Origin of the sequence: Stenotrophomonas nitritireducens, from assembly GCF_001431425.1 — a bacterium.
GTDB lineage: Bacteria > Pseudomonadota > Gammaproteobacteria > Xanthomonadales > Xanthomonadaceae > Stenotrophomonas > Stenotrophomonas nitritireducens.
Genome location: NZ_LDJG01000003.1, coordinates 124789 through 144714 on the forward strand (window position 1 = coordinate 124789; position 19926 = coordinate 144714).

At 62.8% G+C, this 19926-nt stretch carries 19 protein-coding genes, 5 tRNA genes and 1 riboswitch; of the genes, 17 read left to right on the forward strand and 7 right to left on the reverse strand.

Annotated elements, in window-relative coordinates:
• Positions 1 to 125 precede the first annotated feature (125 nt).
• Together ABB22_RS02370 and ABB22_RS02375 are read left to right on the forward strand one after the other, a co-directional pair.
• A complete protein-coding gene (locus ABB22_RS02370) occupies positions 126 to 1082 on the forward strand; it encodes a reverse transcriptase domain-containing protein (RefSeq protein WP_055769167.1) in 957 nt (318 codons plus the stop codon).
• The gene (locus ABB22_RS02375; RefSeq protein WP_055769171.1) at positions 1079 to 2416 is read left to right on the forward strand and encodes an ATP-dependent nuclease; all 1338 of its coding nucleotides are present in this window, start codon (positions 1079 to 1081) and stop codon (positions 2414 to 2416) included. Before ABB22_RS02370 ends, ABB22_RS02375 begins: the two co-directional genes overlap by 4 nt.
• Before the next feature lie 608 nt (positions 2417 to 3024).
• Here the strand turns inward: ABB22_RS02375 and ABB22_RS02380 are convergent.
• From ABB22_RS02380 to ABB22_RS02385, 3 genes are all read right to left on the reverse strand, one after another.
• The gene (locus tag ABB22_RS02380) at positions 3025 to 3789 is read right to left on the reverse strand and encodes a hypothetical protein (protein ID WP_152984001.1); all 765 of its coding nucleotides are present in this window, start codon (positions 3787 to 3789) and stop codon (positions 3025 to 3027) included.
• A gap of 8 nt (positions 3790 to 3797) precedes the next feature.
• Positions 3798 to 4376: a phospholipase effector Tle1 domain-containing protein gene (locus ABB22_RS17670; protein ID WP_152984002.1), complete on the reverse strand. Its 579-nt coding sequence runs from the start codon at positions 4374 to 4376 to the stop codon at positions 3798 to 3800.
• 77 nt (positions 4377 to 4453) lie between these two features.
• Positions 4454 to 5359, reverse strand: coding sequence for a hypothetical protein (locus tag ABB22_RS02385; protein ID WP_055769175.1), 906 nt, complete (start codon positions 5357 to 5359; stop codon positions 4454 to 4456).
• Positions 5360 to 5579: 220 nt separating this feature from the next.
• Positions 5580 to 5782: riboswitch (cobalamin riboswitch) on the forward strand.
• Positions 5783 to 5918: 136 nt separating this feature from the next.
• Between ABB22_RS02385 and ABB22_RS02390 the strand changes: the two genes are divergently transcribed.
• The 7 genes from ABB22_RS02390 to ABB22_RS18045 are packed head-to-tail and all read left to right on the forward strand — an operon-like array spanning position 5919 to position 12450.
• Complete coding sequence (locus tag ABB22_RS02390) at positions 5919 to 7433, forward strand: CoA-acylating methylmalonate-semialdehyde dehydrogenase (RefSeq protein ID WP_055770285.1); 1515 nt, start codon at positions 5919 to 5921, stop codon at positions 7431 to 7433.
• 11 nt (positions 7434 to 7444) lie between these two features.
• Positions 7445 to 8617 carry an acyl-CoA dehydrogenase family protein gene (locus ABB22_RS02395; RefSeq protein WP_152984003.1) on the forward strand — a complete coding sequence of 391 codons (1173 nt, stop codon included), beginning with the start codon at positions 7445 to 7447 and terminating at the stop codon, positions 8615 to 8617.
• Entirely contained in the window at positions 8614 to 9426 is an 813-nt protein-coding gene (locus ABB22_RS02400; protein WP_055769180.1) for an enoyl-CoA hydratase, read from the forward strand. The genes ABB22_RS02395 and ABB22_RS02400 overlap by 4 nt, the downstream gene beginning before the upstream one ends.
• Entirely contained in the window at positions 9423 to 10595 is a 1173-nt protein-coding gene (locus tag ABB22_RS02405) for an enoyl-CoA hydratase/isomerase family protein (protein ID WP_425477770.1), read from the forward strand. The genes ABB22_RS02400 and ABB22_RS02405 overlap by 4 nt, the downstream gene beginning before the upstream one ends.
• Positions 10596 to 10608: 13 nt before the next feature.
• A complete protein-coding gene (gene mmsB, locus ABB22_RS02410; RefSeq protein WP_055769187.1) occupies positions 10609 to 11499 on the forward strand; it encodes a 3-hydroxyisobutyrate dehydrogenase in 891 nt (296 codons plus the stop codon).
• The gene (locus ABB22_RS02415; RefSeq protein ID WP_055769189.1) at positions 11496 to 12155 is read left to right on the forward strand and encodes an epoxyqueuosine reductase QueH; all 660 of its coding nucleotides are present in this window, start codon (positions 11496 to 11498) and stop codon (positions 12153 to 12155) included. Before mmsB ends, ABB22_RS02415 begins: the two co-directional genes overlap by 4 nt.
• A 40-nt stretch (positions 12156 to 12195) precedes the next feature.
• Positions 12196 to 12450 (forward strand): hypothetical protein, encoded by a 255-nt coding sequence (locus ABB22_RS18045; RefSeq protein ID WP_152984004.1) that lies wholly within the window; start codon positions 12196 to 12198, stop codon positions 12448 to 12450.
• 121 nt (positions 12451 to 12571) lie between these two features.
• Here ABB22_RS18045 and ABB22_RS02420 read toward each other — a convergent pair whose 3' ends face one another.
• Together ABB22_RS02420 and ABB22_RS02425 are read right to left on the reverse strand one after the other, a co-directional pair.
• Positions 12572 to 13474: a methylenetetrahydrofolate reductase gene (locus ABB22_RS02420; RefSeq protein ID WP_425477771.1), complete on the reverse strand. Its 903-nt coding sequence runs from the start codon at positions 13472 to 13474 to the stop codon at positions 12572 to 12574.
• Positions 13471 to 14388 (reverse strand): LysR family transcriptional regulator, encoded by a 918-nt coding sequence (locus tag ABB22_RS02425; protein WP_055769191.1) that lies wholly within the window; start codon positions 14386 to 14388, stop codon positions 13471 to 13473. Before ABB22_RS02425 ends, ABB22_RS02420 begins: the two co-directional genes overlap by 4 nt.
• 129 nt (positions 14389 to 14517) lie before the next feature.
• On the opposite strand from ABB22_RS02425, the gene msuE reads away from it, so the two are divergent.
• From msuE to ABB22_RS02440, 3 genes are all read left to right on the forward strand, one after another.
• Positions 14518 to 15105, forward strand: coding sequence for an FMN reductase (gene msuE / locus ABB22_RS02430; protein ID WP_055769194.1), 588 nt, complete (start codon positions 14518 to 14520; stop codon positions 15103 to 15105).
• A gap of 79 nt (positions 15106 to 15184) precedes the next feature.
• Entirely contained in the window at positions 15185 to 16168 is a 984-nt protein-coding gene (locus ABB22_RS02435) for a DUF1852 domain-containing protein (protein WP_055769197.1), read from the forward strand.
• A gap of 29 nt (positions 16169 to 16197) precedes the next feature.
• Positions 16198 to 17226, forward strand: a complete 1029-nt coding sequence (locus ABB22_RS02440; protein ID WP_055769200.1) for a methionine synthase — start codon at positions 16198 to 16200, stop codon at positions 17224 to 17226.
• Positions 17227 to 18106: 880 nt separating this feature from the next.
• On the opposite strand, the gene ABB22_RS02445 is transcribed toward ABB22_RS02440, so the two are convergent.
• A complete protein-coding gene (locus ABB22_RS02445; protein WP_152984005.1) occupies positions 18107 to 18592 on the reverse strand; it encodes a hypothetical protein in 486 nt (161 codons plus the stop codon).
• A 100-nt stretch (positions 18593 to 18692) separates the two neighbouring features.
• Here ABB22_RS02445 and ABB22_RS02450 point away from each other — a divergent pair.
• From ABB22_RS02450 to ABB22_RS02465, 4 genes are all read left to right on the forward strand, one after another.
• A tRNA-Ala gene (locus ABB22_RS02450) sits at positions 18693 to 18768 on the forward strand.
• Positions 18769 to 18820: 52 nt separating this feature from the next.
• Positions 18821 to 18896: transfer RNA gene (locus ABB22_RS02455), tRNA-Glu, on the forward strand.
• A gap of 140 nt (positions 18897 to 19036) precedes the next feature.
• Positions 19037 to 19112: transfer RNA gene (locus tag ABB22_RS02460), tRNA-Ala, on the forward strand.
• 53 nt (positions 19113 to 19165) lie between these two features.
• Positions 19166 to 19241, forward strand: a tRNA-Glu gene (locus ABB22_RS02465).
• Positions 19242 to 19315: 74 nt separating this feature from the next.
• On the opposite strand, the gene ABB22_RS02470 is transcribed toward ABB22_RS02465, so the two are convergent.
• Positions 19316 to 19771 carry a response regulator gene (locus ABB22_RS02470; RefSeq protein ID WP_235504295.1) on the reverse strand — a complete coding sequence of 152 codons (456 nt, stop codon included), beginning with the start codon at positions 19769 to 19771 and terminating at the stop codon, positions 19316 to 19318.
• 31 nt (positions 19772 to 19802) lie between these two features.
• Here ABB22_RS02470 and ABB22_RS02475 point away from each other — a divergent pair.
• Positions 19803 to 19889 (forward strand) — tRNA-Leu (locus ABB22_RS02475).
• Positions 19890 to 19926: the final 37 nt, after the last annotated feature.

Consider the following 19926-nt stretch of genomic DNA (forward strand, 5'->3'; position numbering starts at 1 on the left):
GGCGTTTTATCAACTTACGCATGCCCGGTCGCAGGCTAACGCCCGACCGGGCATTTCGTTTTTGCAGCTCTAGCCGGTAATGGGCTACGCTCCCCTCCATTATAGGGAGCGAGAGGCCGCGATTCATGACCCCACAGCCGTTACACAAGCTGTTCGACGCCATGTATCACGGCAAATACCGCTTCGACGAGTTTTTGGCCCTTTCTCCCAGGGAGAACTACAGCCCGGTTAGCTGGAAGAGCCGCACCATCTATAAGCCATCCAGAATGTTGAGGGACTTTCATACCTTCCTCAACGGCTTTGTCCTAGAGCACCTGCCTGTCAACACTTCAGTCTCCTTTGCATATCGCAAAGGGGCAACCCTTATACAGGCGGTGGAGCCCCATGCTAAGAGCCGGGCCTTCTTCCAGGCCGACCTAGAGCGGTTCTTCGACAGCATCACAACGCCGCTGATTCGCCGGGTCTTGTTGGAGAGCGAGACGCCCGTCGCCGACCTTCATGATCACTTGGACCACATCCTCGGGCTGCTCACCATCGATGGGAAGCTACCCATCGGCTACTCCACCTCCCCGATCGTGAGCAACGCCTGTCTGCTCTCTTTTGACCATCGCTTGGCGCAAGTCAGCCAAGATCGTGGCTGGATTTACACGCGCTACGCCGACGACATCATGCTGTCTACTGAGGATCGCGCCAATCTTTCGAATGCAGGGGCCGTCATTGAGACCTGCCTCGCCAGTGAACTGGGCGACGAATTCAAACTCAACCCGGCGAAGAGCAAGCTGACCACGGTTGGCCGAAAGGTCAAGCTCTTAGGGTTGGTGATCCTACCCACAGGAGACATTGCCATTGATCGGGATGTCAGGAACCGCATTGAGGCTTGGATTCACTTCTACCTACGAGACCGGGCGCGGCTATTGAAGATATTTGAGGAAACATATAGCCAGGGAATGGAAGAAGGATTGGAGCGGCTCAGTGGCATGATCAGCTACACCCACGCTGCCGATCCGGCCTATCTTGAAAAGCTTAGGAGAAAGTTCGGCACCACCGTCATTGACAGCCTCCTGCATAGGTCTGCCCAATGAGTCGCCTCCAAGTAACGCTTGAGGCTATCCAGCACGTTACTCATCTCCACCTTGATATGGATCTCTCCAAGAGCGGACTGATGTGCCTCGTTGGCCGAAACGGGGCAGGAAAGACAACCCTGGTGCGGGCTCTCCGGAACCTGTCCAACTCAGACACGTTCATACGGACAGCCACGCCTTACGCGTTCTCCCAGAAAAGCCGGATCGTCTACGACTTGGGCGGCGAACAGGCAACGTTCGCCTATAACAACACCCTTCGTTCTCTGGACTGTCGAGACAAGATATCTAAAGAACTACGTGAACTCGTGGCCGCAGAGCTCCCGATGCCATACGGAGCTCGGTTCAACTACTTCAAAAGCGCAAGTGAGGCCGACCAAGACATTCGGACAGCCATCGCCTTAAAAACCTATCATTGCCCCGGTGAGTTGATCGCCTTTTTGAACGCGATCTACGAGACCGACCGCTACTCGGCAATGGCCGAGGTCCGGGTCCGGGGAAAGAACTACTACGCTCTTGTCAGGGAAGATGGGACATACATTCGAGAGGATTACCTTAGCTCCGGGGAGCACTTTCTCATCAATCTCTTCCGGACCATCAAGGGTCCCTCGAAGCTGTTGGTGATTGACGAGATTGACCTATCCTTAGATGCGGCCGCCCAAGCGAATCTGCCTAGCTGGTTGCGCGAGTTCTCCGGACAATACGATTGTAAGATCCTCTTCACAACGCACTCCCTCGCACTCATGCGGCAGCTAGAGGTTGATGAGATCTTCTACATGGAAGACAACGCTGGCAGTGTTTCCATCAAGCCTACGTCCTACAGCAATGCGATGTTGATGTTGTTCGGATTTGCTGGCTATGACAGATACATGTTGACGGAGGACAAGATGCTTGTTGCCTTCATTGAACACCTCATACGACGCTACTGTCCAGAAACACTACTTACTTACAAGATAATCTTCATCGGAGGGGCCTCTCAAATTGCCGGACTGATTGATGGCAAAGAAGCAGATCAGCTTCTGGCTTCTCAGGAAAAGGTCGTTGGCATTTTGGACGCTGATCAAAGGAACGAGAAGTTTTCGGATCATCCCCGTATCCGAATGATCCCCTTAGAGAGTGTCGAAGAGGCCATCCTGGCAGCGAGTCGCGAGGACGCCATGTTCCCGTTCCGCGCGGCGAGAAAAGATTTCTCCAAGGGAAAAGACTTTAACCACTACCTAAAACAGCAGGGTGCCACTCAAGCCCAGATCTTCGACTATTTGATAGCTCGTCATGAATCGGCGTTCCAAGACATTGCGGAGTTTTTGCGCGGCTTCTTGCCTCCTCCTCATAGATAGAGGTTGTTGGCGCATATTGGCGGCCACACCGGCTCGAGGTTAACCCCCGAATCACCTACATCTCCACAGACCAAGGCTGGCTGTATCTGGCCGTGATCCTGGATCTGTACTCGCGCAAGGTCGTGAGCTGGTCGATGTCAGAGCTGGTTTTCCGGTTACGGCACCTCCCCAGATATGCGGTTCTCCAAGGCTACTGCGCAACACTGAATACCCCCGGCATCATTTATGTGTTGCGCTCGGCAAGTTCCACAACGCAACAACTTGGCCACTTAGTTTCACGCAACATTGCGCGTGTCCAGACCTCAGAAAAGCACTACGAAAGCCGCATCGATTGCTCGCAACACCTCAAACAACTACCAAGATTGCGAAATTTCCATTACATTTGTAGTGCCCGCGGTCCTCATCCCCGCAGGCCCAGTTGATTGATGCTGAGGAAATGCCCCCATCTGCAGCGGACATCCTCCTCATTTACTGCGGAAACCTGTCCCAGATTTGGCGGAGCTTTGGATCAGCCAATACTTATACGCCGGCCATCAGCGGACAGTCGTTGAAGGCTAGCAAGCGAAGACCCTGCACCAATCTATCTGGCTACTTGAGTCGGAGGAACGTCAAAGAACGCCGCCTAGCACTTCTCCAGCCAAGCGATCATCCACGATCCACGTGAACGAATTGCCTGAAGAGCGCGCCACGACCCCGATCTCTAGGCGCGTCACCGCTTGCCGGCGAATTTTCCTTTCGATCGCGCGAGGCAGCACAAATTCGTGGACAGAACCGCGGTGGACCCTATAGGTCAATACGAAACGGCCACCCTGAATGATGATCTCAGGATTGAGGTAGTGCTCGCTGGCCACAAGGCGGCCGTCTGGATCGAACTCTGACTTATAGCCGGCGGGCACGACTCGGTACATTCCTGCGGTGCGTTGAATATCGAATACCGGACGCAGCATGTCTGTCCGGCCATAGATGCGAAGCGGATCGGTGTTTCCCAAGGCTTCTTGTCGCGTCCACCACTCGGCCCTCCTGTCGTCAGTCAGCTGGGGCGACTCAACCCAGTTGCGGCCTCGCTCTCGATCGCCGGCGGATCCCGCAGCGCCGATGCGGAGCATCTTCTCGAGCAGCCAGCGCGAGTCGTTGCCGCCCTGAAGGCTGAAGTCACTATTCAAGATCGGGGAGGTGGAGTCGATCAAACCCATCCGCAACAGAATCATGTCCACATAGTGGCGAACTTCACCGCCTAGACCTTCAAGATATGCATCACCAACATCACTATGAACGCCAGGAAGCGGTATGACCCGAATCCGGCCGTTCGAATCAGACACATCTTGGTCGACGCGGAAGAAGATACGTCGCTCGTCGAGCGAAACAAAATGCATTACGTGATCTACTGACGCCGGGATCCCCAACAGGAGGTTTCGCCGCTGACCGGTGGCCACGGTGAGGCCGCTCCACGGGAAAACCCGGCTACGAAAATACGCAGCTCCGCGTCAGGCTGTTGCAACCGGAGATCTTGGATCTGGGACATGGTGTTATAGCATGCGACCTTGGCTCGAGGCGCACTGGTACTACCAAGAGCGCCATCCCAGAATTTCGCCAATAGCCTGCCTTGAGTGGCCGTTCCTTCGTAATACTGGACTTGCGCCATCACCTCGCTTCCGTGCGATAGCTTGTCGTTGATATGTGCCACGATGGTCTGGCGTCCGCTTATCTTGACCGCCGCGCGATCGTTCCAAGTTCCATCGAACAGCACAGGAACCACGACCACCCGACGATTGTCAATCGAAGCAGCCACGCGCCATGGACTGACGGTACGGCGAGCGTCCACGATTTTCTGCAAATCGTTAAGTGGGAGCGGACGCGGCGAGGTAGCGCAACTGGTCAAAGAAATGAGCAATACGCCCCCGCCGATCAGACGCCACACGCGGCCAAAGTCAACCCGAATCTTTTCCATTTCAAAACCCACTTCTAACTCCTACCTTGCATTCCACCACGAGCAGCCGACCGCTCTTGAGCTTGGCGACGAAGTCGGGGTAGGTTCCTTCACTTCTCGGCTTCCGCCGGCACACGCACGAAGTCCACATACAAGCGCTTCGCCAAGGCCCTGCCTGCCTTGCCCAATGGCCGGGTGCTCACCAGCACGGCATCGCATAGGGCTGGCTTGCGTAGTGCAATGCACTCTGCGCGCAGTACAGCCCGATACTTGATGACTTGGTAGATGCCCCGCATGAGCTCGGCGTCGCTGGCGTTGCTGGCTTTGACCTCCACGGCCAAGCTCTCGCGCCCATTGGTGAAATAGGCATCTAGGCTGTCGCCGGAACTCAGTCTGTGCTCGTTCACCCCGGCCTCGAATGCTCCGTAGTCCTCGAACCATTCCGAGTGCGCTGCCACCCAGGCCTTAAGTGCTTTGTGCGTGGCGCTTTCGGGCCGGTAGGCGGTCGGAATGGCAGGCAGTTCAATGGGGTTCCCTTCGTCGGGGTTGGCATGTGCCGCGTCGAGCACGTCCGCCCCTAAGGCGTGAGCCACCCGGTCCCACTTCGGCCCGTAGTCGAACACCGCGGCCATGGCGGCTTGGATGTAGGCCTCGCGGTTGGCAGCCATCCCTGCCCCGCCGTCGTTGAAATAGTAGTGGGCGACTTCATCCGCACCATGACCGGGTAACTGGGTATCGGCTTGGACGACGATAAGGTTTAGCGGCGGAATCTTCTCGCCCCACTGCTCACCCAACTCCTGGATGGCGAAGCCCACGGCTCCAACGGCCGGGCCATACAAGGTCTTGCGGGCCTTCGGCTCCAGACCATGGAGGCGCTCTAGCTCGGCGGCGAGCTCCCCGTAGGTGATAGGCCGCCCGATCTTGGCCCGTTGGATGAGGATGGACGGAATGTGAGGCACCACCTCACTGCGCCATGGTGAACGCGCCAGCTCTTGCCGGTTCCAGTCGTAGGCCATGCAAATCCCCTGAGTACCGGTTGAAGTCTAACTGAGCGTTGGGCCAGGCCGAATTGCCCCCTAGCCCTGACAACGCTCACTAATCCACTACACATATATCCATTTCAGGCCATGAATGAATAGTCACGCATTCCTTAACTGTCACTGGGCTCTATATGACAGAGAGAAAATCGCTAACCCGTTGCGCACCGCAACTTGCTTTCATTTGAGACCAACTCCTACACTCCGCCGCATCACAGGTGTCCTGCCGCCGTCACGGTGCGCAGGGTGAAACGGGAAGCCGGTCCGATGCCGGCGCTGCCCCCGCAACGGTAGGCGAGAAAGCCCGACGGACGACCACTGCGCGCAGCGCGGGAAGGTGTCGGATTGATGCGCGACGCATCGCTCGCAAGCCCGGAGACCGGCCTGTGCGGGATGTCTGGAAAGGCATCCCTCTCGGGCGTTGCGGTGGGCGACTCGGCGAGCTGATGGAGCCGCCGTGCGCGCCCGTCATCTTGTCCTGTCCTCCACCCCGCCTTCCTTCGCGGGTGTGCGATTTGGAGACAGGCAAATGAATGAGATGCATCGTGTTGCGGCCAGCGCCGCGACGGTCAAGCTGCTGATCGACGGCGAGTTCGTCGAGTCCGGCAGCGCGCAGTGGCGCGACGTGGTCAACCCGGCGACGCAGGACGTGCTGGCGCGGGTGCCGTTCGCCACCGCCGGCGAGGTCGATGCCGCCGTCGCCTCGGCGAAGGAGGCCTTCAAGCGCTGGCGCAGGACGCCCATCGGCACCCGCGCGCGCATCTTCCTGAAGTACCAGCAGCTGATCCGGGAGCACATGGGTGAGCTGGCCACCATCCTCACCGCCGAGCAGGGCAAGACCCTGCCCGACGCCGAGGGCGACGTGTTCCGTGGCCTGGAAGTGGTCGAGCACGCCGCCGCCATCGGCAACCTGCAACTGGGCGAGCTGGCCAACAACGTCGCTAGCGGCGTGGACACCTACACCCTGCTGCAGCCGCTGGGCGTGTGCGCCGGCATCACCCCGTTCAACTTCCCGGCGATGATCCCGCTGTGGATGTTCCCGATGGCGATCGCCACCGGCAACACCTTCGTGCTCAAGCCATCGGAGCAGGACCCGATGGTGACGATGAGGCTGGTGGAGCTGGCGCTGGAAGCCGGCCTGCCGAAGGGCGTGCTCAACGTCGTCCACGGCGGCGAAGACGTGGTCAACGCGATCTGCGACCACCCGGACATCAAGGCGGTGTCGTTCGTCGGCTCGACCAGGGTCGGCACCCACGTCTACAACCGCGCCTCGCTGGCTGGCAAACGCGTGCAGTGCATGATGGGCGCGAAGAACCACGCGGTCATCCTGCCCGACGCCAACAAGGAGCAGACCCTCAACGCGATGGCCGGCGCCGCGTTCGGCGCGGCCGGCCAGCGCTGCATGGCGGCCTCGACGGTGGTGCTGGTGGGCGAGGCGCGCGGCTGGATTCCCGGGCTCGTCACCAAGGCCAGGACGCTGAAGGTCAACGCCGGCACCGAACCCGGCACCGACGTCGGCCCGGTGATTTCCTGCGCCGCGCGCGAGCGCATCGAGGCGCTGATCGCCTCCGGCATCGAACAGGGCGCAACCCTCGAACTCGACGGCCGCAGGCCGGAGGTGCCCGGCTTCGAGCGTGGCAACTTCGTCGGCCCCACCATCTTCTCCGGCGTGAAGCCGGGCATGCGCATCTACGACGAGGAAATCTTCGGCCCGGTGCTGGTGATCCTCGAGGCCGAAACGCTGGACGACGCCATCGCGCTGGTCAATGCCAACCCCAACGGCAATGGCACCGCCGTGTTCACCCAGAGCGGCGCGGCGGCGCGCAGGTTCCAGGAGGAGATCGATGTCGGCCAGGTCGGCATCAACCTGCCGATCCCGGTGCCGCTGCCGATGTTCTCCTTCACCGGCTCGCGCGCGTCCAAGCTCGGCGACCTCGGCCCCTACGGCAAGCAGGTTGTCACCTTCTATACCCAGACCAAGACGGTGACGGCGCGCTGGTTCGACGACGAGACCGCCGGCCACGGCGTCAACACCACGATCAACCTGAAGTGATGGCCGCCGTCATGAACCTGCACGCCGCACGGCCGCCCGGGCTGGGCGAAGAGCAGCTCGCGTTCCGCGAGGCCGCGCGCGATTTCGCGCTGGCCGAGCTGGCCCCGCACGCGGCACGCTGGGATGCCGATGGCCTCTTCCCGCGCGAAGCCATCGCCAAGGCCGGCGAATTGGGCTTCTGCGGGCTTTACACGGACGAGGCCGCCGGCGGCAGCGGGCTGACCCGGCTGGACGCGGCCATCGTGTTCGAGGAACTGGCGGCGGTCGATCCGTCCACCGCCGCCTACATCAGCATCCACAACATGGCGACGTGGATGCTGACCGCACACGCGCGCCCCGCCCTGCGCGGCGCCTGGGGCGCGGCGCTGGCGAGCGGCGCGAAGCTGGCCTCGTACTGCCTGACCGAACCGGGCGCCGGCTCCGACGCGGCCTCGCTGAAGACGCGTGCCTTACGTGATGGCGCCGATTACGTGCTGGATGGCAGCAAGGCTTTCATTTCCGGCGCCGGCGCGACCGACATGCTGGTGGTGATGGCGCGTACCGGCGGCGACGGCGCGCGCGGCATCAGCGCGTTCGCGGTGCCCGCCGATTCCCCCGGCATCACCTACGGGCGCAAGGAAGAAAAGCTCGGCTGGAACAGCCAGCCCACGCGCGGCATCACGTTCGAGAACGTGCGCGTTCCGGCGGCCAACCTCCTGGGTGAGGAAGGCGAAGGCTTCAGGATCGCGATGAAAGGGCTGGACGGCGGCCGCCTCAACATCGCCGCCTGCTCGCTGGGTGCAGCGCAGGGCGCACTGGACGCCGCGCGCCGCTACCTGGGCGAGCGCCGCCAGTTCGGCAAGCGGCTCGCCGAGTTCCAGGCGCTGCAGTTCAAGCTGGCCGACATGGCGACGCAGCTGGTCGCCGCGCGGCAGATGGTGCATACGGCGGCAAGCAAGCTCGATGCGCATACCCGCGATGCCACCGTCTGGTGCGCGATGGCCAAGCGCTTCGCCACCGATGCCGGCTTTGCGATCTGCAACGACGCCCTGCAACTGCATGGCGGCTACGGCTACATCCGCGAATACCCGATCGAACGCCTGCTGCGCGACTGTCGCGTGCACCAGATCCTGGAAGGCACCAACGAAATCATGCGCGTGATCGTCGCGCGCCACCTGCTGGATACCGAAGAGGAATTGCGATGAGCACCGACGTCATCAAGCACTACCGCCGCCGCGAATGGGCGGGATTGAAACTGGATATTGATGGCCACACCGCCGTCGTCACCCTGTCCAACCCGCCGGCCAATACCTGGACGGTGCACAGCCTGGCGGCGCTGCGCGACCTGGTCAAGGCGCTGGACGAGGACCGCGACATCTACGCGCTGGTCGTCACCGGCGAAGGCGAAAAGTTCTTCTCCGCCGGGGCGGACCTCAAGCAGTTCACCGACGGCGACAAGGCGCTGGCACGCGAGGCCGCGCGCCGCTTCGGCGAGGCATTCGAGGCGCTGGCCGCGTTCCGTGGCGTGTCGATCGCCGCGATCAATGGCTACGCGATGGGCGGCGGGCTGGAATGCGCGCTGGCCTGCGACCTGCGCATCGCCGAGGAACAGGCGCAGATGGCGCTGCCCGAAGCAACGGTCGGCCTGCTCCCCTGCGCCGGCGGCACCCAGAACCTGCCGCGCCTGGTCGGCGAGGGCTGGGCCAAGCGGATGATCCTGCTGGGCGAGCGCATCGACGCCGCCACCGCGCTGCGGATCGGGCTGGTGGAGGACGTGACTCCCAGAGGCGAAGCGAAGGCGCGTGCGCTGGCCTGGGCGAAGCAGGCCGAGAAACAGAGCCCCAGCAGCGTGGCCGCGTGCAAGCGCCTGGTGCAGGCCACCCGCATGCAACACCACGCCACCGCGCTGGTATCCGAGCGCGAGGCCTTCGTCGACCTGTTCGATCGCGCCGACCAGGCCGAAGGCGTCAACGCTTTCCTCGACAAGCGCGCCCCGCAATGGAAGAACGCATGAACGCCACCGCCGAGGCACCGGCTTCCGAACCGTGCGTGCTGTTCGAGGAGCGCCCCACCGGCAACGGCATGCGCCTCGGCATCGCCACCCTGAACGCGCCGAAGACGCTCAACGGCCTGTCCCTGGAAATGGTGCGACTGCTGGACGCGCAGCTGGTGCAATGGGCCGGCGACGACGGCATCGCACTGGTCGTCCTGCAGGGCGCGGGCGAAAAAGCCTTCTGCGCAGGCGGTGACCTGCACGGCCTGTACCGCGGCATGCGCGAGCACCAGCAGCGCGATCGCTGGGAAGGCGATGCCTTTGCCGACCCCCGCGGCAACCCGCACGCCGAAGCCTTCTTCGCGACCGAATACCGCCTCGACCACCGCATCCATACCTATCCCAAGCCGGTGCTGTGCTGGGGCCATGGCATCGTGATGGGCGGCGGCATCGGCCTGATGTCGGGGGCCAGCCATCGCGTGGTCAGCGAGCGCTCGAAACTGGCCTTCCCGGAAATCACCGTCGGCCTGTTTCCCGACGTGGGCGGCAGCTGGCTGCTGCAGCGCGTGCCGCAGCGCGCCGGCCTGTTCCTGGCCCTGACCGGCGCGCCGCTGGATGCGGGCGATGCCATCCACGCCGGCATGGCCGACGTGTTCGTGCCGGAGGCGCGGCGCGCCGAGGTGTTCGACACGCTGGCCGCCGAAGCGTGGACGCTCGACGGCGCACGCGCGCAGCTCGAGGCCCTGCTCGCCCGCTTCGCGCAGCCGACCGCGCCTGGACCGTTGCAGCGCCATGCGCAGACCATCGCCGACGTCTGCGCGCACGACACGCTGGAAGCCATCGTCGACGCCATCGCCGCACTCGATGCCGGCGAAGACCCGTGGCTGCACAACGCGCAGGCCACGCTGGCCGCTGGATCGCCCGGCTCGGCGCGGCTGGGTTACGAGCTGCAGCAGCGCGCCGCCACGCTGTCGCTGGCCGGGGTGTTCCGCCTCGAATACGTCGCCGCCCTGCACTGCGCCGCGCACGGCGATTTCGCCGAGGGCATCCGCGCCCTGCTGATCGACAAGGACCGCACCCCACGCTGGCAGCCGGCGACACTGGCCGCCGCCACGGCGGGCTGGGCGCAGGCGTTCTTCGCCGCGCCGTGGCCGGCCGACGCCCATCCACTGGCCGACCTCGGCCGCTGACGGAGAACCCCTTATGTCCCGCATCGCCTTCATCGGTCTCGGCAACATGGGCGGGCCGATGGCCGCCAACCTGCTCAAGGCCGGCCACGTGCTGCGCGTGTTCGACCTCGCGCCTGCCGCGGTAGCCGCCGCCGTCTCTGCCGGCGCCAGCGCGGCGTCCAGCGCCATCGAGGCGGTGGCGGACGCCGAGGTCGTGATCTCGATGCTGCCGGCCAGCCGCCACGTCGAAGGGCTGTACCTCGGCGACGCCGGCCTGCTGGCGAAGATTCCCACCGGCGCGCTGGTCATTGATTGCAGCACCATTGCCCCGGCTTCCGCGCGCAAGGTCGCCGAGGCCGCCGCCGCCCGCGGCCTGGCCATGATCGACGCGCCGGTCTCCGGCGGCACCGCTGGCGCAGCGGCCGGCACCCTGACCTTCATCGTCGGCGGCAGCGCCGAGGCGCTCGAACGCGCGCATCCCGTGCTGTCGGCGATGGGCAAGAACATCTTCCACATGGGCGACGCCGGTGCGGGACAGGTCGCCAAGCTGTGCAACAACATGGCGCTGGGCGTGATCATGGCGGCCACCGGCGAGGCCATCGCGCTGGGCGTGGCGCACGGGCTGGACGCCAGGGCGCTGTCGCAGATGATGGCGGTGAGCACCAGCCGCAGCTGGGCCACCGAGGTCTGCAACCCATGGCCCGGCGTGCTGGAGAACGCACCTGCCTCGCGCGGCTACAGCGGCGGCTTCGGCAACGACCTGATGCTCAAGGACCTCGGACTGGCCGCCGAGGCGGCGATGGGCACGGGCGCGTCGATCCCGCTGGGCGAGCTGGCGCGCAACCTGTACGCGATGAACAGCCGGCAGGGCAACGGCGAGCTGGATTTCTCCAGCGTGATCAAGCTGGTGGCGAAGGACGCATGAACGCCACCCGCGAGAAACTGGTGCTTCCGGGCGGCGGCGACAAGCTGCTGCTCCATTCCTGCTGCGCGCCATGCTCGGGCGAGCTGATGGAAGCGTTCGTGGAATCGGGCATCGACTACACGATCTTCTTCTACAACCCCAACATCCACCCGCTCAAGGAATACGAGCTGCGCAAGCAGGAGAACATCCGCTTCGCGCAGAAGCATGGCGTGCCGTTCGTCGATGCGGACTACGACACCGACAACTGGTTCGCCCGCGCCAAGGGCATGGAGAACGAGCCCGAGCGCGGCATCCGCTGCACCATGTGCTTCGACATGCGCTTCGAGCGCAGCGCGCTCTACGCACACGAGCATGGCTTCCAGGTGATGACCAGTTCGCTGGGCATCTCGCGCTGGAAGAACATGGCGCAGATCAACGACTGCGGGCATCGCGCGGCCGCACCTTACCAAGGCCTGCTCTACTGGGACTACAACTGGCGCAAGGGCGGCGGAAGTTCTCGCATGATCGAGATCAGCAAACGCGAGAACTTCTACCAGCAGGAGTACTGCGGCTGCGTCTATTCGTTGCGCGACAGCAACCGCCACCGCCGCGACCAGGGCCGCGACAAGATCCGACTCGGGGTTAAGTTCTACGGCGCCGAGGACACCGAAGGATGATCCTGCGCGGCGCCCCACTACCGTTGCCGGTACGGAGCTGATGGCAAAGCCCACCTATCTGGTCACGGTGGTGTACCGGGGCAAAGAAGCGCTGTTCCGCGACTTTCTGAAACAGGAACGACATCAGCGCCAATCCGGTATTGAAACCATCCTGCCTGCCGAGGAACTGGCTTTCATCGAACCCGTCCGCGCGAGCAACCGACGCGAAGCCCTGGTTCTGGCCAGGGCACTCCACCCGGGGCACGATATCGCGCCTCGAATCGTCAAGCGGGCGGCACGGCCTGGCCGGGGATGAATCGAAATTGGGCAACCGCTGGTTGCCCATGCCCGTCCTTGTGCAAGGCCCGCTCATGCGGACATACGGACCATTGCTTTGGGGGACACTGCGGAACGGTGAAGATGCCCCGCTCGGCACATCATGCGTGCCCGGGGTGGCTGCGAGCGCGGTAGTTCTCCGCCCATTCCACGGACTGGGCGATGCCTCCGAACGGAAAGAAATGCAGGTTCACCTTTCCGTGCGCTTCCGTCAGGCCATTGGCCAGGCGATCGACAAACAGGTCCGGCCCGGCCGTGCCAAGCAGCTTGCCGATCGAGATACCGTACTTGGACCAGATCGATGCGCTTGCACTGACACCGCACATGGCCGCGTAACGTACCAGTACCGCCACACCTGCAGGACCTGGCACGCCCACGCGTACCGGATGCTCGATGCCAAGCTCGCGCAATGCCTCCAGCCAAGCCACTACGGCGTCGGCATCAAACCCGAACTGCGTGACGATCAGCGGCGTCATGCCACGGCCTTCGATGCTGCGGCACTTGCGTGCAAGCACCTCCCAGCGAGTCGCCTCGCCCATCACCGGATGACCTTCCGGGTGTCCGCCCACCCCGAGGAACTTGATGCCCGCACGTTCGAACACACCGGTTTCAATAAGCGAGGCGCTGTCGGGAAACGGCCCCTTGGGGCGGGACGAATCGCCGGCGATCACGAAGCACCGCTCAGCCCCGGCCTCGGCAACCGCGCGCGCGACGAACGACTCCAGTTCAGCGAGCGAGGCGATGCGCCGTGCCGGGACATGCAGCATGGGCTCGAAGCCGAGTCCACGAACCGCAGCGGCTGCGCTCAACCGCGCATCGTCGTCTTCGCCCGGCAGATTGGGAATGAACATGGTTGAGCCGGGAGCCATCCGGGGTGCCACTGCGGCCAGCGCAGGAATTGATCTGGCGCTTACTTCCAGTGAATAGCCGTCGATGATGGGTCTGGCAAGGCCGGGCATATCGGAAGGCCGCGCGAGCGGGCTGCGCCCGGTGTTGCCATTCATCGCCTGGCACCCGGCCGGGCGGCAGCGACCGCGGCCGGGTGCCGGGCCAGGTCGATGAAGGCCCGCACGTAGTCGATGCCGGTGTCCGCCTCACGCGCGCCAAGGAATATCTGCTTGGCGATGCCGCGTGCGCCCAGCCGCACCGGCACCACCTCCATCCTGCTCGCATACTCCTCCACCAACCAGCGGGGCAGCGCGGCCACACCGCGGCGGCTGGCCACCATCTGCACCATGATGTCGGTCGTTTCGATGGTCTTGTGCCGCCGTGGCGTCACGCCGGCGGGCAGCAGGAATTGGCTGTAGATGTCCAGTCGCTCGATATCCACGGGGTAGCTGATCAGGATCTCCCGGGTCAGCTGCTGGGGCTTGACGTAAGTTGCCGACGCCAGGGGGTGATCCCTGGCCACGACCAGCACCTGCTCGTAGTCGAATACGGGCTCGAACTTCAGGCCCGGTTTGTACAGCGGGTCGGGGGTGACCAGCAGGTCGATCTCGTAGCCGAACAGCGCGCCGATCCCGCCGAACTGGAACTTCTGCCTGACGTCCACATCCACGTCCGGCCATGCGGCCAGATAGGGCGACACCACCTTGAGCAGCCACTGGTAGCAGGGATGGCATTCCATGCCGATGCGCAGCGCTCCACGCTCCCCCTGAGCGAACTGGTCCAGGCGCTCTTCGGCCAGGTCCAGCTGCGGCAGCACACGGTTCGCCACCGCCAGCAGGTATTGGCCGGCCTGGGTGAGACGCAGGCTTCGGCCTTCGCGCAGCCAGATATCCGTGCCCAGTTGCTGCTCCAGCTTCCGGATGCTGTGGCTCAACGCCGATTGGGTCAGATTCAATACGCCCGCCGCGGCCGTCAGCGAGCCCTGCTTTTCGACCTGCTGGACGATGTTGAGGTGGATGCGCTCAAGCATATTTATGAATTCCAATCATGGATTCTTGAATTAATACCATTTTACCTCATCGAACCTCATGGCTAGGATCGACTTTCGGCATCCATTCCCCCTCGGCTGCCGGACGAACCCGCTACATGAAAGGCGAAAATGACACCCCCATTTCCACTACGCGTCGTTGCGGTCTCCGGCGGACTGCAACGGCCTTCCAGGGCTGCGACGCTGGCTGAGCATCTATCGGACCTGATCGCAGCGAAGATCCCCTGCCAACGCCACCTGATCGAGCTCGGCCAACTCGCCCCCCAGCTCGCCGGTACGGTCAGGCGCAGCCAATTGCCCGACACGGTGGAGCGGGAGCTCGCAGCGGTCGAACAGGCCGATGTCCTGGTAGTGGCCACGCCGGTCTACCGTGGCTCCTACACCGGGCTGTTCAAGCACTTCTTCGACTTCATTGACCAGGACGCCCTGGTCGATATGCCGGTCCTGCTCGCTGCCACCGGCGGCAGCGAGCGCCATGCGCTGATGATCGACCATCAACTGAGGCCACTGTTCAGCTTCTTCCAGGCGCGCACCCTGCCGCTGGGCGTATACGCGACCGACAGGGATTTCGCAGGCGACAGCCTGCGCAACGACGACCTGATCCAACGCGCCAGGCTGGCGGTCGAACGGGCCTTGCCGGTGCTCGACCTGACCTGTCACGCAAGAACCCGCGCCACCGGGAACGTCGCAGCCGCCTGAAAGCCTCTCCTCCCCGCGCACCGGATCAGCATGACGCTGTGCCGGACTCCACCCGCAGAACCCACGGTAACGGGCCGCCATGAAAGAAAACTTCGAATTCAGCATCAAGCGCATCTGCTTCGATGAAAACTACCAGCCCTCGGACAGCACCCGCCTGACCACCAACTTCGCCAATCTGGCCAGGGGCATCAGCCGCCAGGAAAACCTGCGCAATACGTTGAAGATGATCGACAACCGCTTCAACAGCCTCGCCGACTGGGACAATCCCACCGGGGATCGCTATGCCGTCGAGCTGGAGATCATCTCCGTCGAGATGGACGTGGGCGCCCATGGCGCGGCCGCCGCCTTCCCGCTGATCGAGATACTGAAGACCACCATCGTCGACGGCAGAACCGGAGCGCGCATCGAGGGCATTGCCGGGAACAACTTCTCCTCCTACGTGCGTGACTACGACTTCAGCGTGCTGTTGCCGGCGTACAACAGCACCCGGCCGGTGTTCGGCACGCCGGAGGATTTCGGCGACCTGCACGGCAAGCTGTTCAAGCACTTCGTGAGCTCCGACGCCTACAAGGCCCATTTCGGGAAGCCGCCGGTGATCTGCATCAGCGCATCGAGCAGCAGGATCTACCTGCGCACCGCGAACCAGCACCCGGTGCTGGGCGTGGAGTACCTGCAGAACGAGCTCTCCTCGACCGATCACTATTTCGCGAAGATGGGCATGCAGGTGCGCTTCTTCATGCCGCCGAACGGCGTTGCGCCGCTGGCCTTCTATTTCTTCGGCGACCTGCTCGGCGACTACACGGACCTGGAGCTGATCGGCACCATCAGCACGATGGAGACTTTCCAGAAGATCTACCGGCCGGAGATCTACAACGCCAACTCGGCCGCCGGGAGCGTCTATCAGCCCAGCTTGAAGCACCAGGACTACTCCCTGACCAAGATCGTCTATGACCGCGAGGAACGCAGCCAGCTGGCCGTCAAGCAAGGAAAATTCACGGAAGAGAACTTCATCACCCCATACCGCCAGACGCTTGAGCGGTGGGCCGCCAACTGCGCGCTCTGACCATCACCCGGAACAAGAAACCACCCGTCATGAAGAAACTGTTGCCCACTTCAACCGCCGGCAGCCTGCCCAAGCCGTCCTGGCTCGCTCAACCCGAAAAGCTCTGGTCCCCCTGGAAGCTGCAGGACGAGGAGCTGGTTGAAGGCAAGCAGGATGCATTGCGTCTTTCGCTGCACGAACAACGGCAGGCCGGCATCGACATCGTCAGCGATGGCGAGCAGACCCGCCAGCACTTCGTCACCACCTTCATCGAACACCTTGAGGGCGTGGATTTCGAGAAGCGCGAGACCGTACGCATCCGTGACCGCTACGACGCCAGCGTGCCGACGGTCGTGGGTGCGGTGAGTCGACCGCAATCGGTCTTCGTTGACGATGCCAGGTTCCTGCGCCAGCAGACCAGGCAGCCGATCAAATGGGCCCTGCCTGGCCCGATGACGATGATCGACACGCTCTACGACGCCCACTACAGGAGCCGCGAAAAGCTGGCCTGGGAGTTCGCCGGAATTCTCAACCAGGAAGCCAAAGAGCTGGAAGCGGCGGGCATTGACATCATCCAGTTCGACGAACCCGCGTTCAATGTCTTCTTCGATGAAGTGAATGATTGGGGTGTTGCCGCCCTGGAACGTGCCGTTGAAGGACTGAAGTGCGAGACCGCCGTGCATATCTGCTACGGCTATGGCATCAAGGCCAACACCGACTGGAAGAAGACGCTGGGCTCGGAGTGGCGCCAGTACGAGGAATCCTTCCCGAAACTGCAACAGTCCAGCATCGACATCATTTCACTGGAGTGCCAGAACTCACATGTGCCGATCGATCTGATCGAGCTGGTTCGCGGAAAGAAAGTGATGGTAGGCGCCATTGACGTGGCCAGCGACACCATCGAGACGCCGGATGAAGTGGCAAACACACTGCGGAACGCCCTTCGGTTTGTCGACGCGGACAAGCTCTATCCTTCCACCAACTGCGGCATGGCCCCCCTCGCTCGTCGGGTCGCCCGAGGCAAGCTGCTTGCCCTCAGCGCAGGCGCAGAAATCATCCGGCGCGAACTGTTGACCTGATGGCCGGCGGAAGTCCCGCATGGTTCCGAGGGGTGGCGTCAGCGAGTTGAAGGCAGCAAAGTGCAGCCGGTGCAGTTGTCCTCCCCCTCGGACTTCAGCACCGTAGAACGGCACGACTTCACGGATCCGGGTGATCGAATCAACCGGCGATATCGACCGGCAGGACGTCAATGAAGTCCTGCTGGCTTTGCGCCGATACGGCAGCGAGCTGCGTTGGACAGGGACCGATCCGAGGTCGTGCCAGCGCAGTCCGCGTCTGGATGGGCTGCACGACCGGTCCGCCAGAACCAACAGGGCCATTACGTCGCATTTTCGGCCTGCGCGTGCAGCGGGCCAGTCGGCGTAGTCGCCGGCGCTTTCCGCGAGCAACGACAGGAGGCGCGGGTTCACTCGCTGGTGCTGGCCCACTCGTTACGGCAGGAACGTACCGCAGCCTGGCAATCCCCGGTGCTCGCGACCGTTGGAGGGGGCAGACCGGGCCTGTGTTGACCACGCTGCACTACTTTATCGATTGCATCCGGGTCGACTCTGCCGCCTGAAACGGAAGACGAATTCGCAAACCAATCGCCACCCCTGCTCGACATACCGCGCCGATTCCTCTCGTAGGAAAAGATCTACCTGCACGGAAACACAGAAGCGGCAAGCCGCATGCATCAAGAAAAGCCAGCGGTGCGCAAGGGCGCTGGGAGTCGGCCCGGATTGCCACCCCCGCAGCCATCTGCTGGATGCTCTTCAATGGAAGGAAAGCTGCACCAGCCCCTCCATTTCCCTGCTGATGGCATGGGACTGTGCATGGCACCGGGTGTCTTTTCCCCAACGCTGGTCCAGGCGATCCAGCATTCCATCGTCCCACTCCCATCCGCGATGCCAGCATCCGCGGTCACCGGCAGGCGTCGTGGACGCGATTGTCCCAGTAGCTGGACAGGGCGAATCCCCGCTTCAGGCCCGCCGCGCGATAGGCCGCATCCCTGCCCTGCCTGGCCTTGGTACAGGCATCGCCCCCGGGGCGCCGGGCACTCCGGCCGGAACCCGCGCCGGAATGACCAGCCCTGCGTCCGGCACGTACCGGTTTTCGTACTCCCGCCGTCGCCCCAGGCTCGATCGATGCCTGCGGAAGCACACTCCACATCTTCAGCGCTGCACCATCGCAGGGCATCGATTGATAGGACGCCTGTCCCTGCTCCATGCACTTGAACACCTGCGTCTGCTGGGGCGTCGGCACACCAGCCGCAAGCAGAAGAAAGAGATCGAGAACCTTCATCATCCGGACCACCCGGCTCCACGGTATGAGGTCCAACATTGGAGGAAGTGAGTGAGCCGAACCATCGGAGAAGCCGGTGCAACCCTGCCGGAAAATGCCGTGCATCCAGGTCTGCAGAGGCAGCAGCAGGCGTGTGAAGATTTTTTTTCACAAATGGCTTGCTCGGCCCGAAAAGCCGGGCTATCATTTCTTTCTCGGCAACAACGGGGCCATAGCTCAGCTGGGAGAGCGCCTGCATGGCATGCAGGAGGTCAGCGGTTCGATCCCGCTTGGCTCCACCAAATCCGGACATTAGGCCGTTCGGATAGTCGAAAAAACTTGATGAAGTTTCGCGTCCCCATCGTCTAGAGGCCTAGGACATCACCCTTTCACGGTGGCGACCGGGGTTCGAATCCCCGTGGGGACGCCATTCATCGAAAACAAAGACCCAGATTTTGCAGGGTCTTTTTTGTTGGAGAAGCTGCCTGCCCAACAGGCAATGAGGAAGAAGAAAAAGCTTCCACTCCGACGAAGAGTCCGGTATTATTCCGCGCTCGAAAATTTGGATACGGGGCCATAGCTCAGCTGGGAGAGCGCCTGCATGGCATGCAGGAGGTCAGCGGTTCGATCCCGCTTGGCTCCACCAAATCCGGACATTAGGCCGTTCGGATAGTCGAAAAAAACTTGATGAAGTTTCGCGTCCCCATCGTCTAGAGGCCTAGGACATCACCCTTTCACGGTGGCGACCGGGGTTCGAATCCCCGTGGGGACGCCAATTCAAGGAAGCTCTGCCCAGGCAGGGCTTTTTTGTTGCCTGGAAGAACGCAGGCCTGCACCGCCGCCACTTCCCTATGGCTGCAGCACCCTGGACAGGGCCCCGCGCAGATCGCTTCCCGTGTAGGGTTTGGCCAGCTTCACGCCCGCATCGAAGATCGCAGGCAACCGCCCGGCCTCCATCCCGGTCGCGACGAGGAAAGGAATCCCGCGCCCGACCAGCACTTCCGCAACCGGCGTGCTGTCCTCGTTGTCGGCCAGGCAGAAGTCGAGGAAGGCGAGCTGCGGACGCAGCTCATCGATCATGCCCAAGGCAGACTGCACGGTGTCCGCGACACCGACAACCTGCAGCCCTTCGCGCTCGAGCTGCAACTGCAGCAGCGTTGCATTCAAGTCGTCGTTCTCCACGATCACCACCCGCACGGAGTGCAGCAAACCCATCGCAATCCCCTGATCCCGGATGACTTGAGTATAGCCACCGGCGCCGTCCGGCACTTTGCGAAAAATACCCGCAAATCCCTGCCCAACCATAAAGCCGTCCGCTATACTTGCGCCCCTGCCAGCCGAAGTGGCGGAATCGGTAGACGCAGCGGACTCAAAATCCGCCGCCCTTAAAAGCGTGTGGGTTCGAGTCCCACCTTCGGCACCAGCACAGCAAAGGCCAGGCAGCGATGCTTGGCCTTTTT